The sequence below is a fragment of the Paenibacillus taihuensis genome, from assembly GCF_003386535.1.
GTDB classification, from domain to species: Bacteria; Bacillota; Bacilli; order Paenibacillales; family Paenibacillaceae; genus Paenibacillus_Z; species Paenibacillus_Z taihuensis.
The window spans coordinates 117,540-137,426 of record NZ_QTTN01000013.1 but is presented as its reverse complement, the minus strand read 5'-3'; the positions used below and the strand labels follow the sequence as shown (position 1 = coordinate 137,426).

General features: G+C 53.4%; 19 protein-coding genes. 18 read left to right on the top strand and 1 reads right to left on the bottom strand.

The window, feature by feature from the left end; all coding sequences use genetic code 11:
* Window positions 1-145: 145 nt before the first annotated feature.
* The gene (locus A8990_RS32490; RefSeq protein WP_116189498.1) at window positions 146-595 is read left to right on the top strand and encodes a hypothetical protein; all 450 of its coding nucleotides are present in this window, start codon (window positions 146-148) and stop codon (window positions 593-595) included.
* On the opposite strand, the gene A8990_RS13150 is transcribed toward A8990_RS32490, so the two are convergent.
* Window positions 589-1,038 carry a GNAT family N-acetyltransferase gene (locus tag A8990_RS13150; RefSeq protein WP_116189497.1) on the bottom strand — a complete coding sequence of 150 codons (450 nt, stop codon included), beginning with the start codon at window positions 1,036-1,038 and terminating at the stop codon, window positions 589-591. The genes A8990_RS32490 and A8990_RS13150 overlap by 7 nt on opposite strands.
* A gap of 541 nt (window positions 1,039-1,579) precedes the next feature.
* Between A8990_RS13150 and ilvB the strand changes: the two genes are divergently transcribed.
* The 17 genes from ilvB to A8990_RS13070 all read left to right on the top strand — a co-directional run bounded on the left by ilvB (window position 1,580) and on the right by A8990_RS13070 (window position 19,538).
* The gene (gene ilvB, locus A8990_RS13145) at window positions 1,580-3,325 is read left to right on the top strand and encodes a biosynthetic-type acetolactate synthase large subunit (protein WP_116189496.1); all 1,746 of its coding nucleotides are present in this window, start codon (window positions 1,580-1,582) and stop codon (window positions 3,323-3,325) included.
* Window positions 3,322-3,807, top strand: coding sequence for an acetolactate synthase small subunit (gene ilvN / locus A8990_RS13140; protein ID WP_116189495.1), 486 nt, complete (start codon window positions 3,322-3,324; stop codon window positions 3,805-3,807). The genes ilvB and ilvN overlap by 4 nt, the downstream gene beginning before the upstream one ends.
* Before the next feature lie 170 nt (window positions 3,808-3,977).
* The gene (gene ilvC / locus A8990_RS13135) at window positions 3,978-4,970 is read left to right on the top strand and encodes a ketol-acid reductoisomerase (protein ID WP_116189494.1); all 993 of its coding nucleotides are present in this window, start codon (window positions 3,978-3,980) and stop codon (window positions 4,968-4,970) included.
* A gap of 119 nt (window positions 4,971-5,089) precedes the next feature.
* Entirely contained in the window at window positions 5,090-6,634 is a 1,545-nt protein-coding gene (locus A8990_RS13130; protein WP_116189518.1) for a 2-isopropylmalate synthase, read from the top strand.
* Window positions 6,635-6,749: 115 nt separating this feature from the next.
* Window positions 6,750-8,117, top strand: a complete 1,368-nt coding sequence (locus A8990_RS13125; RefSeq protein ID WP_181909559.1) for a sensor histidine kinase — start codon at window positions 6,750-6,752, stop codon at window positions 8,115-8,117.
* A 1-nt stretch (window position 8,118) separates the two neighbouring features.
* Complete coding sequence (locus A8990_RS13120; RefSeq protein ID WP_116189492.1) at window positions 8,119-8,787, top strand: response regulator; 669 nt, start codon at window positions 8,119-8,121, stop codon at window positions 8,785-8,787.
* Window positions 8,788-8,971: 184 nt separating this feature from the next.
* On the top strand, window positions 8,972-10,051 hold the full coding sequence (gene leuB, locus A8990_RS13115) for a 3-isopropylmalate dehydrogenase (protein ID WP_116189491.1): 1,080 nt from the start codon (window positions 8,972-8,974) through the stop codon (window positions 10,049-10,051).
* Between the two features lie 162 nt (window positions 10,052-10,213).
* Window positions 10,214-10,639 carry a hypothetical protein gene (locus A8990_RS13110; RefSeq protein ID WP_116189490.1) on the top strand — a complete coding sequence of 142 codons (426 nt, stop codon included), beginning with the start codon at window positions 10,214-10,216 and terminating at the stop codon, window positions 10,637-10,639.
* A gap of 149 nt (window positions 10,640-10,788) precedes the next feature.
* The gene (gene sigI / locus A8990_RS13105; RefSeq protein ID WP_116189489.1) at window positions 10,789-11,610 is read left to right on the top strand and encodes an RNA polymerase sigma factor SigI; all 822 of its coding nucleotides are present in this window, start codon (window positions 10,789-10,791) and stop codon (window positions 11,608-11,610) included.
* Window positions 11,607-13,238 (top strand): anti-sigma-I factor RsgI family protein, encoded by a 1,632-nt coding sequence (locus A8990_RS13100; RefSeq protein WP_116189488.1) that lies wholly within the window; start codon window positions 11,607-11,609, stop codon window positions 13,236-13,238. Before sigI ends, A8990_RS13100 begins: the two co-directional genes overlap by 4 nt.
* 183 nt (window positions 13,239-13,421) lie before the next feature.
* Window positions 13,422-13,829, top strand: a complete 408-nt coding sequence (locus tag A8990_RS13095) for an ATP-binding protein (RefSeq protein ID WP_116189487.1) — start codon at window positions 13,422-13,424, stop codon at window positions 13,827-13,829.
* Between the two features lie 12 nt (window positions 13,830-13,841).
* Complete coding sequence (locus A8990_RS13090; RefSeq protein ID WP_116189517.1) at window positions 13,842-15,215, top strand: ATP-binding protein; 1,374 nt, start codon at window positions 13,842-13,844, stop codon at window positions 15,213-15,215.
* A gap of 142 nt (window positions 15,216-15,357) precedes the next feature.
* Complete coding sequence (locus A8990_RS32115) at window positions 15,358-15,789, top strand: M17 family peptidase N-terminal domain-containing protein (RefSeq protein ID WP_245995998.1); 432 nt, start codon at window positions 15,358-15,360, stop codon at window positions 15,787-15,789.
* Window positions 15,790-15,800: 11 nt separating this feature from the next.
* Window positions 15,801-17,000 (top strand): leucyl aminopeptidase, encoded by a 1,200-nt coding sequence (locus tag A8990_RS13085; RefSeq protein WP_245995997.1) that lies wholly within the window; start codon window positions 15,801-15,803, stop codon window positions 16,998-17,000.
* A 71-nt stretch (window positions 17,001-17,071) separates the two neighbouring features.
* On the top strand, window positions 17,072-18,367 hold the full coding sequence (locus tag A8990_RS13080; RefSeq protein WP_116189486.1) for an MFS transporter: 1,296 nt from the start codon (window positions 17,072-17,074) through the stop codon (window positions 18,365-18,367).
* A 40-nt stretch (window positions 18,368-18,407) separates the two neighbouring features.
* Window positions 18,408-18,908: a cysteine hydrolase family protein gene (locus A8990_RS13075; protein WP_116189485.1), complete on the top strand. Its 501-nt coding sequence runs from the start codon at window positions 18,408-18,410 to the stop codon at window positions 18,906-18,908.
* Between the two features lie 21 nt (window positions 18,909-18,929).
* Window positions 18,930-19,538 (top strand): sulfite oxidase-like oxidoreductase, encoded by a 609-nt coding sequence (locus A8990_RS13070; protein WP_116189484.1) that lies wholly within the window; start codon window positions 18,930-18,932, stop codon window positions 19,536-19,538.
* Window positions 19,539-19,887 lie beyond the last annotated feature (349 nt).

Here is a 19,887-nt window from a genome sequence, read left to right as displayed (position 1 = left end):
AGGGACAACGGTACAATCGCAATCAGTTGATAGTGAATAGAGTATAAGACAACGACATTTATACTCTCGAGACAGATGACAGTAATGGTCAATTGCCGTAGAAGGTCATTGCAGCATAAGAGTCTAGGGTGAGAGGGGTGATTTTATGCAACGTCAACGTCAACGTCAAAATGGGCGCCCGCGCGTAACGGAGCAGCAAGTGCAGCAACTCGTTGGTAAAACGATCTATGCGGTCCGCAAGGACGGCTCCGTCGTCACAGGCAAGCTCGTTCATGCGCACAATAGCAAACTTCTTGTCAGCCCGCTCGATGCCGACAAAAAAGCAGGAACGAGAGCGATCATCCCGCTCGTTCTGTTTGATCTGCTCGTTATCGGCCTGCTTGCAGGCGGCGGCTTCGGCTGGGGAGGCGGCTGGGGAGGTGGCTACCCTGGAGGCTATCCAGGCGGCTATCCAGGAGGTTATCCGGGTGGATTCCCGGGCGGAGTAGGAGGTATAGGCGGAGTTGGCCCAGGCGGCTGCGATACATGCGGACCGGGCTTTGGAAGCCCAGGCTTCGGTGGCCCAGGCTTTGGAGGCTATAACAATTTTTATTGATCCAGACGCTTAGCCATTTCGTAACAGCGAAGTTCAGGATAAGAACGAATCGTCTGAAAGCCCAGCCGCTGATAGAGCCGCTGGGCTCTTGGATTTGAGAAGTCGACGAATAGGGTCGCATAACGGCAGCCTGCTAACCGGGCATGCTCTTCGGCTTTACAGAGCAGCTTCGTTCCAATCTGCTTGTTGCGATGCTGGGGATGAACGACGAGCATGTCGAGCAGCAGCCGTTCGCCCTGCGTGTAGAAATGGAGGAAGCCTTGGGGCAAGCTTGATTTGGTCCGGGAACTGACAAGCGTTACACCATCGCTAAGCCGCCTCGGCAGCTCGCGTATCGTTTGCGCGTCTCGTGGAGAGGCTGTATACGAGAGCGGAATGAGCTCGCACTTGATGAGACGGATAATCTCATCGTCGTCGATGCGAGCGCGTCTGGCTCGAATCATGTGGCACGCACCCTGCTTTCTGGCCTATAGGATGCTTTATTCTATGCGGGTGGCTAGCGGGTCGCGATTAGGCGGAATGGGCAGGTACATAACTTTTTGAAAAAAAGCTGAACCTAGTTCTTGACGATTGATACTGCTACGCATATAATAAGCGATAAGCTAATAAGTGAACGGCTATGAAGAGGACGAAGTGTTAAGGGCTCTTTTGCTCCAGAGAGCGTTCGGAACTGCTGAAACCGACGCCAAAACCCCTTTCCAACGAGCTCACCTCGGAGCTGTTTCCCTGAAAAGGATCGCATGATGCGGTACCGTATTAGGGGAAATCGGAAGACACACGTTAATGTGTCAAGGTAGAACGATTACTTGTTCTAACCTTATGAGGTTATGCGCTGTGAGGCGTGTAACATATTTGGGTGGTACCACGGAAGCTAAACCTTTCGTCCCTAGGCGACATGCTCGCTCTAGGAACGAAAGGTTTTTTTGTTTATCGTCAGAGGACGGACTATGAAAGCCGTTTACACTTGGAAGGGAGGACGACTTAATGGACGCTCAACATGCAACGTTAAGGTCAAAAGAAGAAATCAAAGAAAACCTGAAGAAACCGGAGGTCATTACCGGTTCGGAAATTTTGCTTCGCAGCTTGGTGCTGGAGGATGTGGAGTGCGTCTTCGGTTACCCGGGCGGCGCAGTATTGTACATCTACGATGCCATGCATGGATTCTCGGACTTCCACCATCTGTTGACCCGTCACGAGCAAGGCGCCATTCATGCGGCCGACGGTTACGCGCGGGCTAGCGGTAAAGTTGGCGTATGTATTGCAACATCGGGACCGGGAGCAACGAACCTCGTCACAGGAATCGCAACTGCGTATATGGATTCGGTACCGCTCGTCGTCATTACCGGCAACGTTGCGACGACACTGATCGGAACGGATGCATTCCAAGAAGCAGACATTACCGGCATCACGATGCCGATAACGAAGCACAGCTACTTGGTTCGTAAAGCTGCTGATCTGCCTCGTATCATTCACGAAGCGTTCCATATCGCGAACACAGGACGTAAAGGTCCGGTATTGATCGATATTCCGAAGGACGTTTCGGCAGAGCTCGCACTGTTCGAGCCGGCAACTGAAATTAACATTCGCGGCTACAATCCGACAGTATCACCGAACAAGCTGCAGGTTGACAAGATGATCAAAGCAATAGCGGAAGCGGAGCGCCCGATCGTATTAGCAGGCGGCGGCGTTGTTTACTCCGGAGGCCACGAAGAATTGTTCGAATTTATTAAAAAGTCTGGTATTCCGATCACGACGACATTGCTCGGACTTGGCGCTTTTCCAAGCGGCGAGGATCTGTGGCTCGGCATGCCAGGTATGCACGGTACGTATACATCGAACATCGCGATTCAAGAATCCGATCTGCTCATCAACATCGGCGCTCGCTTCGATGACCGCGTAACCGGCAAGCTGTCCGGCTTCGCGCCGAAAGCGAAGATCGTACACGTTGATATCGATCCTGCCGAGATCGGCAAGAACGTACCGACCGATATTCCAATTGTCGGCGACGTGAAGACCGTGCTTCAGATGGCGAACAAAGATGTGCAGTATGCAGCGAAAGCTGATGCATGGCGCGCTAAGCTGGCAGCGTCCAAAGCGGAGAAGCCTTACAGCTACACCGATTCCGATGAAGAGCTGAAGCCGCAATGGGTTATCGAGATGCTGTATGAAGAATCGAAAGGCGAAGCGATTGTAACGACTGACGTAGGCCAGCACCAGATGTGGGCAGCGCAGTACTACAAGTTCAAGCAGCCGCGCTCGTGGGTAACATCCGGCGGCCTTGGCACAATGGGCTTCGGTTTCCCTTCCGCTATCGGTGCTCAGATGGCGAATCCAGATCGTCTCGTAATCTCGATTAACGGCGACGGCGGCATGCAGATGTGCGCGCAGGAGCTTGCCATTTGCGCAATCAACAACATTCCGGTTAAAGTCGTTATCATTAATAACCAAGTGCTCGGCATGGTTCGCCAATGGCAGGAGCTCATCTACGACAACCGTTACAGCCACATCGACCTTGCAGGCAGCCCGGATTTCGTGAAATTGGCTGAAGCATACGGCGTACGAGGCTTCCGCGCTTCGAATAAGGAAGATGCTCGCTCAGTATGGCAGGAAGCAATGAACCACGATGGCCCGGCAGTTGTGGAATTCGTCGTTCGCAAGCACGAGAACGTGTATCCGATGGTTACACAAGGCTCCACAATCGATCAAATGTTAATGGGGGATGCGGAATGAAGAGACATACAGTAGCAGTTCTCGTAAATGACCAGCCAGGCGTCCTCCAGCGCGTATCCGGATTGTTCGGACGCCGCGGCTTCAATATTGAAAGCATCACCGTCGGGACAAGCGAGGAAGCCGGCTTGTCCCGGATGGTAATCGTCACAACTGGTGATGATAACACGCTGGAGCAAGTAACCAAACAGCTGTACAAGCTCATCGACGTTATCAAAGTCGTTGATCTGAGCGCGAACCCGATGGTAGGCCGCGAGCTGGCACTCATTAAAGTTAATGCAGAGCCAGGTGCACGTCCGGAAATCATGGGTGTTGTTGAAACGTTCCGCGCAGCGGTTGTCGATATCGGAACGACTTCGCTTATGGTGCAGGTCGTTGGCGATACCGAGAAGATTGATGCAATGATTGAGCTGATGAAGCCTTACGGCATTCGCGAGCTTTCTCGTACCGGCGTTACGGCAATGATCCGCGGAAACGCTAGATAACTAGTTCATAGAAGAAACGAAGGTAAGTAAATTGCAAGGCCGTAGGCTAGATAGTGGCTTAAAACCGCTTTTGAGCGGGGGTTAGAGCGAGGGAATCCTGAAGATGATCTGCGAAGCTCCCTTCTGTAACACCCGCTCAAAAGGGTTAAATTAAAGGAGGCTTCATTTACATGGCAGTTACATTGTACTATGAAAAAGATGCAGACCAAAGCGTTCTGCAAGGCAAAACAATCGCAGTTATCGGTTACGGTAGTCAAGGTCATGCTCAAGCACAAAACTTGCGCGACAGCGGTCTGAAAGTTATCATCGGCCTTCGCCCTGGTAAATCCGCAGAGAAAGCAAAGAACGACGGCTTCGAAGTTCTGACAGTTAGCGAAGCTGTTAAGCTTGCTGATGTTGTTCAAATCTTGATGCCAGACGAAACGCAAGCACGCGTTTACAAAGAAGAAATCGAGCCAAACCTGAAACAAGGCGCAGCTCTGATGTTCTCCCACGGCTTCAACGTTCACTTCGGTCAAATCAAACCTCGTAAAGATACAGACGTATTGCTCGTTGCTCCTAAGTCGCCGGGCCACATGGTTCGCCGTACGTACGTGGAAGGCTTCGGCGTTCCTGGTCTGATCGCAATCGAGCAAGATGCAACTGGCAACGCGAAAGCGATCGGTCTTGCATATGCAAAAGGTATCGGCTGTACTCGTGCAGGCGTTATCGAAACTTCGTTCAAAGAAGAAACAGAAACAGACTTGTTCGGTGAGCAAGCAGTTCTCTGCGGCGGTGCTACTGCACTTGTTAAAGCAGGTTTCGAAACTTTGGTTGAAGCTGGCTACGCGCCGGAAATGGCATACTTCGAGTGTCTGCACGAGCTTAAGCTTATCGTTGACCTGATGTATGAAGGCGGTCTTGCTACGATGCGCGACTCCATCTCGAACACAGCTGAATACGGCGACTACGTAACTGGTCCACGTATCGTAACTGACGAGACGAAGAAAGCGATGAAAGCCGTTCTGTCCGATATCCAACAAGGTAAATTCGCTCGCGACTTCATCTTGGAGAACCAATCGAACAATGCATTCATGACAGCAACTCGCCGTAACGAAGCAGCTCACCCAATCGAAGTGGTTGGCGGTCAACTTCGTGAATTGATGCACTGGATCAAGAAATAATCAGGTATTAATTAGAAAATTAATGCCCGGATAAACGAAGCCGGTCCCTGCGCTTCCTCTATGGAGGCGTCAGGGCCGTTTCGCTATCCGGGTAATTCTTGAAGCTCGAGGTGCAGCTAATGCGTAAAATTCATATTTTCGATACGACGCTTCGTGATGGTGAGCAATCTCCTGGCGTAAACCTGAATACGAAGGAAAAGCTTGAGATCGCTTACCAGCTGGAGAAGCTGGGCGTTGACCGGATCGAAGCCGGCTTCCCGGCCGCTTCCCCGGGCGATCTGGCAGCAGTGAACGCTGTTGCCCGCGCCGTCAAGAATGCTTCCGTCATCGGCCTGGCACGTTCCCGCGAGCAGGACATCGATGCAGTGGTTGAAGCGCTGAAGGGCGCTCAGGACCCGGCTCTGCATGTGTTCCTCGCGACGAGCCCGATCCACCGCAAGCACAAGCTGCGCATGGAGAAGGATCAGGTGCTGGAAACGGCAGAGCGCGCGATCAAGTATGCGAAGCAATATTTTAGCAAAATCGAATTTTCGGCGGAGGATGCAGGCCGCACAGAGCTTGACTTCCTGTGCCAGGTTACGGACATGGCGATCCGCGCAGGCGCGACGGTCGTTAATATTCCGGATACGGTCGGCTACATGAACCCTTCGGAGTACGGGAACATCTTCAAGACGCTGAAGGAGCAAGTGCCTGGCATCGAGAAGATCCAGCTTAGCGCGCATTGCCATGACGATCTTGGCATGGCAACAGCAAATGCGCTGGCTGCGATTCTGAACGGCGCCGACCAGATCGAAGGTACGATCAACGGCATCGGCGAGCGTGCAGGCAATACGGCGATAGAGGAAGTGGCGATGGCGCTTGCGACACGTGCAGACTTCTTCGGCGCGACAACGACGCTGAACTTGCGCGAAATTGCGAAGACAAGCCGTCTTGTCAGCAAGCTGACAGGCATGATCGTTCCAGGCAACAAGGCGATTGTCGGTGCGAATGCGTTCGCACATGAGTCCGGCATCCACCAGGACGGCATGCTGAAGGAGAAGACGACGTACGAGATCATCTCGCCGGAAACCATCGGCCTTCGCGATTCCAAGCTCGTGCTTGGCAAGCACTCCGGCCGTGCGGCATTCCGCGAGAAGCTGATCGATCTTGGCTATGAGCTGGACGAAGAAGCAGTGAACACGGCCTTCGCGAAGTTCAAGGACCTTGCAGACAAGAAGAAGAACGTCATGGACGAGGACATCCGCGCGATGCTCGAAGAGAAGCTGGCGGAATCACCGGAAGTGTACTCGCTTGAGACGATTGAAGTGAGCTATGGCAACAAATCGACGCCTAGCGCGACGATCCGCGTTCGTACGGCGGAAGGCGAAGTGAAAGAGCAGACTGCGGAAGGCAACGGCTCGGTTGACGCGATTTACAACGCGATCGACGGCTTGACGACGGAGAATGTTGAGCTTGAAGACTACTCCATCAAGTCCGTATCGCATGGTAAAGACGCGCTCGGCGAAGTGCATGTTGTACTGAAGCAGGATGAAGTATCTGCGCAGGGCCGCGGCCTGAGCACGGATATTCTCGAAGCAAGCGCTCGCGCATACATCGACGCTCTGAACCGGCTGATTGAGAAGCGGAAGTCCCCGGGCCGACGCGACAAAATGAGCCTGATCTAACAGAAGTGAATGCTCCGGTAGTCCTCTAGTAGGATAACCGGAGCTTTTTTTGCGTTATGGACAGGATTGCCATGATATAATGATGGAAATACCGATACCGGGGGACTTGAAATCGATGCTATACGTATGGATCATGCTGTGGATCGCCTCGGCGCTGCTCATCGTCGCGAACCGGCGTAATGCCGCCGGACGTTGGCTCAGCTTCGTCTCGTTCTGCGGCGGTGTGGGGGCGCTTGCATCTGTGCTGGAAGGCTGGATCGTCTCGATGCTGGCAACCGGTGACATCGATGCGTCCGGCGAGCACGTGCTGCGCATCATTCAGCGCTGCTGCTCGTGGACGAGCTACTACGGCTTGCCGTACGGATTTCTGTGTTTCGGAGTATCGTACAATACGGATTTGCTGCCGGCGCGGCTTGCAAGGTGGGTGCCGCTGCTTGGGCTGGCGTTCCCGCTCGGGATGTTAGCGCTGCCGATAGCAGATGACTATCCCGTTCACTATAACTTGCTCGCGATATGGACGATTCCTTATCTCTTGTTAGGCGCGGCATTGCTGCTGACGAAGAAGCATGTTCACCCTGCTGAACGCCGCGCTCACGCGATCATGCTTGTAGCCGTGCTGCCGGCAGTCATTGCCGCAAGCACGATGAACTATGTGCTGCCGCTGTTCGGCCTCTACCGGATGTGGCGGTATAATGTGTACCCGATCGGCTTTGCATTCACCATCTTCATCGTTTCATTGTTCAGCTTCGGCTTTCTAGGCGTGCAGCTGCTCATCGAGCGGCGGCAGCTGAATCACTCGCTGCGGGCGATCACGAGCGGAACGGCGATGCTGAACCATGCGATCAAGAACGATATCGGCAAGATGAAGCTGTTCACGGACAAGATCAAGCGGGAAGCCGCAGCCGGCGGCAACGCAGAGCTGCAAGCGGACATCAGGGTCATCAGCTCCGCCGCGCAGCATATCGAAGCGATGATTCGCAGCGTGCACGAACGGACGCAGGAGCTGCAATTGCAGCTGCAGGAAGTAAGCTTGGCGCAGCTCGTGCAGGAGCAGATTGCAGCGCTGGAGCAGCAAGCGGCGGCCAAGCGAGTCGCGATAACAACGCGCTATGACGACAATGCGGTTGCGATCGTAGATGCTGCGCAAACAACGGAAGCGATTCATAATGTACTGCAGAATGCCATTGACGCGATGGCAGGCGGCGGACAGCTGACGGCTGCCGTAATCGCCGGCAAACGAGGAAGCACAATCGAGATTACAGATACAGGCATCGGAATCGAGAAATCGCAGCTGCGCAAAGTCATTGAGCCGTTCTTCACGACGAAGAGCGGGAAGACGATGAATTTCGGGCTGGGACTTGCTTACTGCTATCAGCTGATGAATAGGCAGGGCGGCGAGCTGCGGATTAGCAGCGAAGCGGGAGTCGGCACTGTGGTGCGGTTCCATTTTCGGGCGGTTAGAAAGAAGGGGGCAAAGGCGTAGGATGGCAGATCAACAAGCAGATTCGAAGATTCGCATTATGCTCATAGAGGATGACCCGGACTGGCGCAGGGGGCTAGCAGCTTATTTGAACGGCCAGCCGGATATGCAGGTCATTGGAGAAGCGGATTCGGCAGAGACTGCGCTTGCGGTTGCACCGACCGCTGGCGCTGATATCATCCTGCTCGACATTATGCTCACCGACAGCCCGGATGGACTGCGGCTTGCTTCGGAGCTGTCTGGCAGCGGCGCGCAGATCATTATGCTGACGTCGATGGAGGATCGTGCTTTTGTCGTGGAGGCCTTCCGTGCCGGTGCCGTGAACTACCTGGTGAAGTCGGACTTCACCGCCATTCCGGATGCCGTGCGAAGCGCAGCGGCTAACCGTTCTTCAATCGATAGCTCCGCTGCACGCCTCATGCTGGAGGAATTCCGCCGCCTGAAGAAGCTCGAGCGCGAATACGAGACGGATAAGTTCAAGCGCCTGCTGACGCCGTCGGAGGTGCAGCTGCTATCGATGATTCATGATGGCTACAGCCAGACGCAAATTGCGGAGAAGTCGTTCCTGTCGCTGCGTACGGTGAAAAACCACGTGAATAACATTTTGCGCAAAATCGGGGTAAAGAGCAGTAAGGAAGCTGCGCAGCAAGCGAAGGACAACGAGCTGTTCTGACAAGAACGGCTTGAGTGGCTTGAGCTCATTATTTGGTACCTTTATATGCTCAGCCTATAAAAGTCATAGCTTTTATATCTTTGTCATATTCGGTGCGAGTGTGGTACAACTAAGAAAGACTGAGAATCATAATCACGGGAGAGGGCCTGGATGCCCGCCCTGAATAAAGGAGAGTCATTCGACTATGGCAGACGTTAAAAAAATTGCAGTTATCGCCGGTGACGGTATCGGACCAGAGGTTGTAGGCGAAGCGCTGAAAGTATTGAAGAAAACGGAAGAGCTGTACGGCTACCAATTCGAAACGACTCACGGCCTGTTCGGCGGTATCGCGATCGATGAGACAGGTACACCGTTGCCGCAAGAAACGCTTGATATTTGTAAAGCTGCTGACGCTGTTCTGCTCGGCGCTGTAGGCGGACCGAAATGGGACAACAATCCGAAGGAGCTTCGCCCGGAGACAGGCCTTCTCGGCATTCGTAAAGCGCTCGGCTTGTTCTCGAACATTCGCCCGGCGAACGTATTCGACTGCTTGAAGGAAGCTTCCACATTGAAGCCGGAAGTGCTTGAAGGCACTGACCTGATCGTTGTGCGCGAGCTGACTGGCGGCATCTACTTCGGCGAGAAGTTCCGCCGTCAAGGTGAACACGGTGAAGAAGCAGTAGATACTTGCGTATACAATGTCGTAGAAGTAGAGCGCATCGTGCGCCAAGGCTTCGAGATTGCTCGTACGCGCCGCAAGAAGCTCGCTTCGGTTGATAAAGCGAACGTACTTGAAACTTCCCGTCTGTGGCGTGAAGTCGTAAACCGGATCGCGCCTGAGTATCCGGATGTCGAGCTTGAGCACGTGCTCGTTGACAACTGCGCCATGCAGCTGCTGCGACGCCCTGCAAGCTTCGACGTTATCGTGACAGAGAACATGTTCGGCGATATCATCAGTGACGAAGCAGCGATGCTGACTGGTTCGATCGGTATGTTGTCCTCCGCTTCGCTTGGCGAAGGCAGCTTCGGCCTCTATGAGCCGGTACACGGCTCCGCACCTGACATCGCAGGCCAAGGCATCTCGAACCCAATCGCAACAATCTTGTCCGTTGCATTGATGTTCCGCCTCACATTCGGCTACCACGAAGCAGCGCAAGCGATCGAAGATGCTGTCAAATCGGTGCTTGACGCAGGCCACCGCACAGGCGACATCGCAGTCGATAAGAGCAAGGCGATCGGCACTACAGCAATGGGCGATCTGATCGTTGCTGCGATCAAGAAGTAATTATATTAATTGTCCATTTTGTCCCGGAGCCGTTACAAGCTCCGGGTTTTTCTATACACTGGAAGGAACGGGAAGCAGGAATTTTGATTTGAAAGCGCGAATAAGTTATACAAAGTTTCGGATGCTTAGATGGTGGGTAATGCACTAAGGAGGGAGACAGGCATGAGCTTTTGCTGTGGAGCTAGTATGATCGGCACGAATGGTACGCTAAAACATTTTCGCACGCATATTCATAATGTTCCTATTCTGTTTTGCCCCGTTTGCCATCGCGTTGAAATTCATCACATGATTGAGAATGAATACGAAATTTTGGCCGAATACGCCCATGGCGACGGCGCATCCGAGGTCGACTTCATCGAGTATGTCGAGCAGGAAGAACAAGAGCTATTCGAGAACTGCGTCAATAATGAGAATGAAGATCCAATGGAAGTCGTGACGAATCAAATAGATATGGCGCTCGACCTGCTTTGTTTTGCGAAACAAATCAGCGATGAGAGCTGGGAGCAAGACTTGAAGCGCAGGCTCAGCGTATTGAACCAAAGGCGCAATAAGCTGCTGCAGCGAAGAACCTCTGAAGGGTATTGTTAATGAAAGTAACTGCCTCCTGATGAAGGAGGCTTTTTTATTGGTTCGTATTGCAAAAAAAAAGTTTCCACTACTTAGCAGTGAAACTTTATTCGGTTTACCCCCTCAATCCAATAAGACAACACGAAAAATGTAAATGTGAGGTGGAGCGGTTGCTACTGGTACTGTTCAAACGAATTTTCGGCGGCAAGCATGAGAAATCGGCAGTCACTGAAGACCATCACATAGCTCCTGAAGAAGTTGTGGAGCAGATCAGACGCGGAGAAGCTTCGCGCAGTGATTTTATCGCGGCATACAAACCGTATATCGCGAAGGTGACGAGCCGATTTTGCAAAAGGTATATCGATCCGGAGCAGGCAGACGAGTTCAGCATTGCACTTGTCGCATTCGACGAAGCGATCGAGCAATTCAAAGGTCAGGCAGGAAAATCGTTCCTCGGCTTTGCCGAAACGGTCATTCGGCGCAGGCTTATTGACTATGTCCGAAAAGAGCAAAGGCATCAGGGGACAGTTCCATACAGCGCTTTCGATCAAGATGACGAAGAGGAAATGACGGTCAATCCGATTGAGACGAAAGAAGCGTTATATCGCTATTCGATCTCACAGGAAGCCGAAGCGCGCCGCATGGAAATCGCTGAATACGATGCAAGGCTGAAGGAATTCGGCATCTCCTTCATGGAGCTGTCCGATCTATCGCCTAAACATACGGATTCTAGGCTGCTGCTCATATCGATTAGCCGTCTGCTCGCAAACGAACCTGAGTTGTATGAGGTGCTGGAGCAGAAACAGAAGCTGCCGATCAAGGAGCTGTGCGAGATGGCCAGTGTGTCCAGGAAGACGATCGAGCGCAATCGGAAGTATATTATTGCACTCGCGCTTCTACATAATGGTGATTTCCCGCATTTGCAGCAATACATAGAACCGCAAGATCATGCACTGCCAGAAGAGGCTGAAGCAAGGGGGGTGAGAGCATGAGTCGTGGTATTGTTATGGAAACAGGCGCGAAATTTGTCGTCGTATTAATGCCGGATGGACAGTTTCGCAAAGTAAGAACGAGTCGAAAGCCGCAGATCGGCGAGGAGTTTAACTTCACGGAGCAGCGGCGATTGCAGAATCCGCGAAAGCTCTACAGTGCTAGCGCAGGTGCCGCGGCCATTCTGCTCCTCCTCTTCGTACCGTTCCTTGTCAACTTTTGGTCCAATAATCATCCGATCGTTGCTTATATGACGATGGACGTCAATCCGAGCATTGAGCTTGGGGTGACGAAGGATGAGAAGGTCGTCGAGCTTCGGGCCATCAATGATGACGGCGCCGATGTAACGAAAGGCCTGGAGTACAAAGGCCTCCCGCTTGCGGAAGTGACCGAGGCGATTATGGATCGCATCAGCGCTGGACCGTATTTGAACAGCGGCGAAGGCGATGTCATCATTACGAGCGTACTCGTCGGCAAGGATCAGGCGCCAGACTACGAATTGAATGTCACGTCGCATATGGACGAAGCCGTTCATAAGTCGCTGGAGAAGACGGATAAAGGCCGCAGCTTGCAGGTTGCCGTAACGACGCTTTCCGCGCCGGTTGAAGTGAGAGACGAGGCGAAGAATGACGGCTTGTCGGCAGGTAAAATGGCTTTCTATCTGATCGCGAAGAAGAAAGGCTACGATATTTCGCTTCACCAGCTGAAGACGGAATCGATTCATCAAGCGGCGAAGCCGATGGGCGGCGTGGCGGCAGTCGTGAACGACGATACTCCGCCGAAGAAGACGGACGCTGCGAAGACGACGGCGAAAGCTGGCGACGATCAGAGCGTGAAGGATCAGCCGAAGTCAACCGGGAAGGATGACAAGCCTGGTTCGAGCGAGCCTGGAGCTTCCTCCGTTGCAACCGGAGCAGATGCGAAGGCGAAGCAAGAGAAGCTAGAGAAGCTTCGTGAAGCGCAGAAGGAGCAGTTGAAGGAGCTTGTGAAGAAGGAGCAAGAGAAGCGCCTGAAGCATGAGATCGAGAAAGCTGCGAATAGAGGCAAAGGCAATGACAATAAGCCCGGCAAAGGCTGTTGCAGCAGTCAGAGCGGCGGCGACTGGCGCGATAACGATAAGAAAAATGAGGATAAGAAGGGAGATGGCGGCAAGACGTCGTCTTCCGGAGCTCATTCTTTAGGTCGAGATAATGATCATCGCGGCGGTAATGACGATAACGGCAACGGTAAGAAGCAGGATAAACAGCATAGTGGGCAGCAAGGCGGCCAGGAAGATGCGAAAAACACTTCCTATGGTCGCCCTAGCGGCGTTCAAGGACATGATTCAATACCGTCCGGTTGGGGTAAAAATAATGGACAGAACTGGAATAACGGACAAGTGGAGAGCGGCAGCGCTAGCGGCGGAAGCAAAGGAAGCGACAAAGGCGGCAAGCAGCAGAGCCAAACGCAGGGCAAGACCGATGACCGTGATGGTAAGGATAACGGCAACGGGAAGAGCGATGATAAGGACAATGGTAGAAACGGCAAGGATGACAAAGGCAACGGTCAGAGCAGCCGCGACGACAATGAAGATCGCAATCATAGCAGTGGACGGGGACAGCAAGACGACAGCCGCAAGGGACGCGGCTAATGGGACCCCGAGGAAGGCGCAGGCATAATTGCCCGCGCCTTTCGCCCCATTCATCAATCGAGTCCATTCGACAGTATCTTCGGTTGACAGAAATTGGGTGCTATCTCTATGATGATTGTAAGCGATCTCAGACTCGGCACCTGCATTTACAAGGCATTAAGAGGGTGGAGGAGAGAATTGAACGTGGAAATGATGCATATTCGGGAGAAGTCAGACGTTATCCATGCCCGGGAAAGAGGCCGGGATATCGCGAAATCAGTCGGCTTTAGTCTTGTTGATCAGACGATCATTGCATACACAATTTCCGAACTAGCTCTCAAGCTCATATCCTTCGCAGAGAAGGGTCATATGACCATTCGACAGCTTTGTTACTGTAAAGGCGAACAAGCCAGCGGCATTGAAGTCAGATTATTCGATCACTTTCGTGGGCCGAGTCGAATTCAGCAGCAATGGATCGACAAGCTAGCTGCCGACTTGGAACTCACTCATGACCAGCTTCGCGGAACGATGATTACGTTCCGGAAGTGGACTCATTCGGAAGTATCGGAGGTACGCTACAGCTCACCGAACTGCGCGGCAGGAGAGGAGTAACACATGCAGGCCATGCAAGCCATTCGAAAACGCTACTTCCCAGCGCTCGCTGAATATATGAGAAGCGGAAGCGAAGCCTCGCTGTTCGAGGCGACTGAAATCGGCAAACTGCTCCATGATATACACCCGGAAGACATCATCGCGATTCACGAAGAATCGATGCAGAAGCTCGTGGCCAATGTGGATTCGGACGAAGCGCTTGGCTTATACAGCCGTTCGTTTATTTTTCTCATTGAGCTCATGGTGGCATTCCGTTTCCGGCTTCAGCCCGAACAGACGCCCGAGCAGCGGTTTAGCGAGATGCGCGATATGCTTCTCAGTTCGCACCGCTCTTTTCGCATGGTCAAAAATAAGTATGAGAATGTGCTGCAGCACATGGACAGCGGTATCGCGATCTTCGACAGCGATGGCATACTGTCATTCGTCAATGTGCAAATGGCCAAGCTGCTCGACATTCCGCGCAAGACGCTCATTGGCTGCAATATTATCGATATGATGTCGCATAGTCAGCTGAACCGCAGCACGAAACGGATTATTTTGCGCGTGTTCAAGGAAATGTATTTGCGCCGCAGCCGCTACCTGGAGTTCCAGGATGTGAACGGCCGGTTCCTGCTTGTTACGGTCACTTACGGGGATCAGCTGGATGGCGATTACCTGATCAGCGTGAAGGACGTGACGGAGTATAAGCAGATCGAGCAGTCCGCTTATCAGAACGATAAGCTGGCGATGCTCGGGAAGATCGCGGCATCGATCGCGCATGAAATCCGCAATCCGCTTACCTCGATTCGCGGCTTTATCCAGCTGCTGAAGCCTCATCTCGCACAGCTGGGCAAAGAAGAATATTCCCGCATTATCCTCACAGAAATTGACCGCGCCAACGATATTATCTATGAATTCCTTAACTCGTCGAAGCCTTCGGCACCGATGAAGCAGAAGGTGCCGATCAATTCGCTTCTGAAAGAAGTGATCCTGCTCTCCGATAGCGAAGCGCTGCTCAAAGGCTGCCAGATTCATCTGGAGACGTATGATGAGGAGCTGGCGATCTCGATCGACGTGAAGCAGGTGAAGCAGGTTATCTTGAATATTATTCGTAATGCGATTGATGCTATCGGCGAGCTGGAGACGGAACGGAGCGGGCGAATCGACATCGTTACGCGACGCGACGGACACGATGCCGAGATTACGATCCGGGATAACGGCAAAGGGATGGATACGACGACGAAGTCGAAGCTGTTCGATCCGTTCTTCACGACGAAGGCGTCGGGCACCGGACTAGGCCTGTCGGTCAGTTACCGAATCGTCCGCAATCACGGCGGCAAGATTCGAGTTTCGAGCAATCCGGGCGAAGGCACGGAGTTTAATATCTATTTGCCATTAGCAGAGTAAACGATTAGAATCGGGTATAACATCAGTTCATGAGAGATTGGACTAAGTAGGGCCAAGCGAATAAATCGGGGAAACCCGGTTTTTTTGTGTTGTCAACAAGCTGGAATTCGTAGATGATGGAGAAGAAGGAGCGAATGTGATAATGAGTGTCCAATTTATATATGATGACGGTGCTGCTGCAGGCGGCGCGAGTGGTGCGGCTGGTACGGCTGGTGAGAGTAGTGCGGTGGATGTTATGGTTGTATTCGTAACGAAGGAGGAGCTGAAGCAGCCGTCGGCGGCTGGGAGCGGATGGGTGCATCCGCAGTTGGACGAAGCGCTGCGGCAGCATGCCGCGAAGGAGCTGTTCAAGAGCGAGCCGAAGGAAACGCTCGCGCTTCCGACGCTTGGGCTGCTGCCGGAGTCGCATGTCCTCTTCGTCGGCATCCCGGCGAAGGACCGATTGACGACGGACAGCTTGCGCGATGCGGCGGCAGTTGCGGCGAAAGCGGTCGCGCGCCTGAAGGCAGCGGCGGTGAAGCAGCTGATTCCAGCAGCGCGGCGGCAGTTGCGGCGAAAGCGGTCGCGCGCCTGAAGGCAGCGGCGGTGAAGCAGCTGATTCCAGCAGCGGTAATCGGAGGTGGGGGCAGCGGCGTTAGTAGTTCGGCGCAGGCGATGACGGAAGGATACGCGCTGGGCTTATTCGTGCGCAAGACGGCGAAGAAGGCGGATGCGGAGGCGAAGAGAAAATCTAGCGTGGAGACGGTCACTTTCACGCCGGCTCAGCCGCCGCAGGACGCGGGAGCAGCTGCTGCGCAGTGGACAGCCGGCATTCAGCGCGGCGTTGTGTTCGCGGAGTCCGTTATCTATGCGCGGGATGTTACGAATCTGCCGGGCAATAAGCTGACGCCGCAGGCGCTGGCGGAGGAAGCGGAGAAGCTGGCGCAGAAGTATAATCTCGACTATGAGATTTTCGACGAGATTGCTGCGGCGGAAGAAGGCATGGGCGGGCTGCTCGGCGTTGGTCAAGGCAGCATCAATCCGCCGCGAATGGTCGTTATTCATTATGAAGGCGCACCAGGCAAGGTAGACAAGTGGGGCTTAATTGGAAAAGGCATTACGTTCGATACCGGCGGCATCTGCATAAAGCCGAAGCTAGGCATGGAGGAGATGATCTCGGACATGGGCGGCGCGGCTTCGGTGCTTGGCGTCGTGCGCATTCTCGGCGAGCTTCGTCCAGCCATCAATGCGGTTATCGTTATTCCGACCGCGGAGAATATGCCGTCGGATCGGGCATTCAAGCCTGGCGACGTGCTGACGATGATGAACGGCACGACCGTTGAGATTGTGAACACCGATGCGGAAGGCCGGCTTGTGCTGGCCGACGGCCTCACGACCGCGATCCGCCGCGGCGCGACGAAGCTGATCGACGTCGCGACGCTGACAGGCGCGGTGCTGGTCGCGCTCGGCGATGTCGCTACAGGCTCGGTGACGAACGATGATCAACTGCATGAGCAGGTCGTCGCCGCTTCGAAGCTGGCTGGCGAGCGGATCTGGCAGCTGCCGGCATTCCCCGAGTTCCGCAGGCAGCTTGACTGTGACGCTGCGGACATGAAGAACGGGGGAAGCCGTTACGGCGCGGCGAGCATTGCCGGGTTGTTCATCGGGGCATTCACGGAAGATAAGCCGTGGGTCCACCTCGATATTGCCGGGACCGCTTGGCTGGAGCGGGATAAGGTATGGGAAGTGAAAGGCGCTACGGGCGTTATGGTCCGTACGCTGGGGGAATTGTTCACGCAAGGTTAGTTGCTTGTGCTTGGCTTGGCTTGGCTTGGCTGAAGGACATCAAGAGTAACGGGGCGGAGGAGTTCGTGTTCATGTCATTTTGGAATCACATCATCTCGGTTTTTAAGCGGAAAGAGTTGTCCGAGCAGCGCCGGGGGCTGCTTACTTCCATCATAGAAGGCATTCCGGCGGTCATTATCGCCAACCTGCTTGGCGGTCCGATTCTGACCATCTACATTGTGTATCTAGGCGGGACGGCTTCGGACGTCGGGCTGGTTATGGCTATTCCTGCGCTGGCAAATCTGGTGCAGCTCGTTGCAGCTTTCTACATGCAGAAATTTACGAACCGACGGCTGCTGCTCACGATCTTCGGTGTACTCCATCGGACGTTCTGGGTGGCAACCGGATTGATTCCTTTTCTTGTACCTGAGCATCTTCGCGTGGGCGTCTTTATCGGACTGTTCCTCATGTCGTTTCTCTCCGCTTCGGCGAGCAGCGTCTTCTGGACATCGCTTGTCGCAGACATGGTGCCGCCGCAAGTGCGGGGGCGATATTTCGGCATTCGCAACACGATTCACTGGGCGGTCGGCAGTATCGTTTTGCTTGTCGGCGGTCAAATCCTGGAGCAGCTGAATGATCAGACCGGCTTCATTATCCTGTACGCGATTAGCGCGGTTTGCACGATCTGGAACGGGATGGAGCTGTGGCGCTATCCGAACCCTCCTTTTCAGAAGTCGGAGGCGTCGAGCTCTGCCGCGCTGTTCTTGAAGCCGCTCAAGGATCGGGGATTCATGAAGGCGACGCTGTTCATCGCCCTGTACATTTTGCTGCAAAATATCGCGATCCCGTTATTTTCCTACGTGATGCTGGAAACACTGCACATTAGTAAATGGATGATTACGCTCATTACGACGGTGCAGATGGTTGTGACGATGTTCAGCTACTACTATTGGGGGAACCTCAATACGAAGTATGATGCGCGGACGCTGCTGCTCTGGGCGCTGCCGATCATCGCTTCTTCGTGTGTGCTGTGGGCTGGCATCGAGATTATCCCGGTTATACTCGTTCTGGTGCTTGTGAATATCGTGCTCGGCTTCGGCCTTGGCGGATACAACTTGCTCGTGTTTAATTTTATTATCGGGGATACGCCGAAGTCAGACCGTCCGATGTATGTGGCGCTATTCGCGGCACTGACCGGTGCGACTGGGTTTGTAGGTCCGCTGCTTGGCGGATGGATCTACAAACAGATCGAGGACAGCCCATATTGGCTGCAAAGCTATGGGATCTCGCTATTCGTCGGTGCGGCGCTGCTCGTGCTGGCGTTAACGATTGGGCCGCTCGTGCTGCGAGAGGAACGGAGCGGAGTCGAGTCGGAGCAGGCAGGGTAATGAGTAGAAGCTTGACCAATTGAGAGGAGCGTTCAAACTTATGAAGAAGCTAGGTTTTCTCATTATCGATATGCAGCATGCCCATCTGGAGGAAGCAGAGAAGAAGGTTATAGGAAGAGCTTGCGAATATATTAACTATGTAGCGGGAATGCTGCGTGCGAAGGAACATGTCATCATTCATATTCAAGATATCGAAGGGATGAGCGAAGCCTATCGTGAGGCTTACCAGACCATTCCTGAAGTTCCGATCAACGAGCAAGACATTGTGGTGACCAAAGAGTTCAGTAATTCGTTCTGGCAGACGGAGCTCGAGCAAAAGCTGCGCGAAAAGGACGTTGAGCTGCTTATTATTGCCGGCAATGCAGCGGAGCATTGTGTGCTAGCTACTTATAATGGGGCGAATGAGCGCGGGTTCAAGCCGGTCATTCTGCAGAACGGCATCGTCAGCGCGCATAGTGAAGCGATTACCGCAACGTATCGCGATCGAAATGTCATCTCTCATCCTGTAATTTCATACTTAGTGAATCAGTTGCAGTACTAGAGCTGGAAGGAGAAAGCTAAGATGTTATTTGGACTAGGTGCACGCAAAGACGGCAGCGGCGGAGAGGGAGATCGTGTTCCGCCAGGTCAGCGGGTGACGGCAGGGTTCCCTGTTCTTCATCATGGCGAGGTGCCGTATTACCGGGATATGGGGTTATGGAACCTGCGCTTGTTCGGGCTGGTGGAAGAGGACGCGGAGATTTCGTACAAGGAGTTCATGCAGCTGCCGCGGCAGCAATTCGGCAACGACATTCACTGCGTCACGACATGGTCGAAGCTCGACAATGTGTGGGAAGGCGTAGCGGTTGCAACTGTCATGGAGCGAGTGAAGGTGAAGCCGGAAGCGAAGTTCGTCATGCTGCACGCCGAGCACGGCTGGTCGACGAATCTGCCGCTCGAGGATTTCCTGCGCGACACGTCGTTCTTCGCGATCAAGCATGGTGGCGAGATTTTGTCGCCGGAGCATGGCTACCCTGTGCGAATGGTCGTGCCGCATCTCTACTTCTGGAAGAGCGCCAAGTGGCTGCGCGGCATCGAGTTCATGGCGAGCGACAAGCCGGGATTATGGGAGCGAAACGGATACCATATGTATGGGGATCCGTGGAAAGAAGAGCGATATGACTTTGATTGAATAAAGAGCGATTGAGGTTAATGAAGTACTTCTTAACTGCTTCATTGTCTATCTGAAACCATGTATCGTGAAATGTTTAAGAGGCTGCATGACTTCCCTTCGAGTCATGCGGCTCTTTTTTATTTTCATCCAGGCAGTTAAGCCCCGTCCTACCAAGGCACCTTGGAAGTGATTCCGGCTAAAGCTTCCGATGTTCAATTAACGAAATAGTGTATCCCCCACGGGGATCCCTTTCTGATTTCGATTAAAGACTACCGACTAAGAGTTGAACTCCCAATCGGTAGTCTTTTTATGTTCATGATGAAACCTAACAATTAAAGTATTAGATGCAAGAACCTCGCAAAAAGAA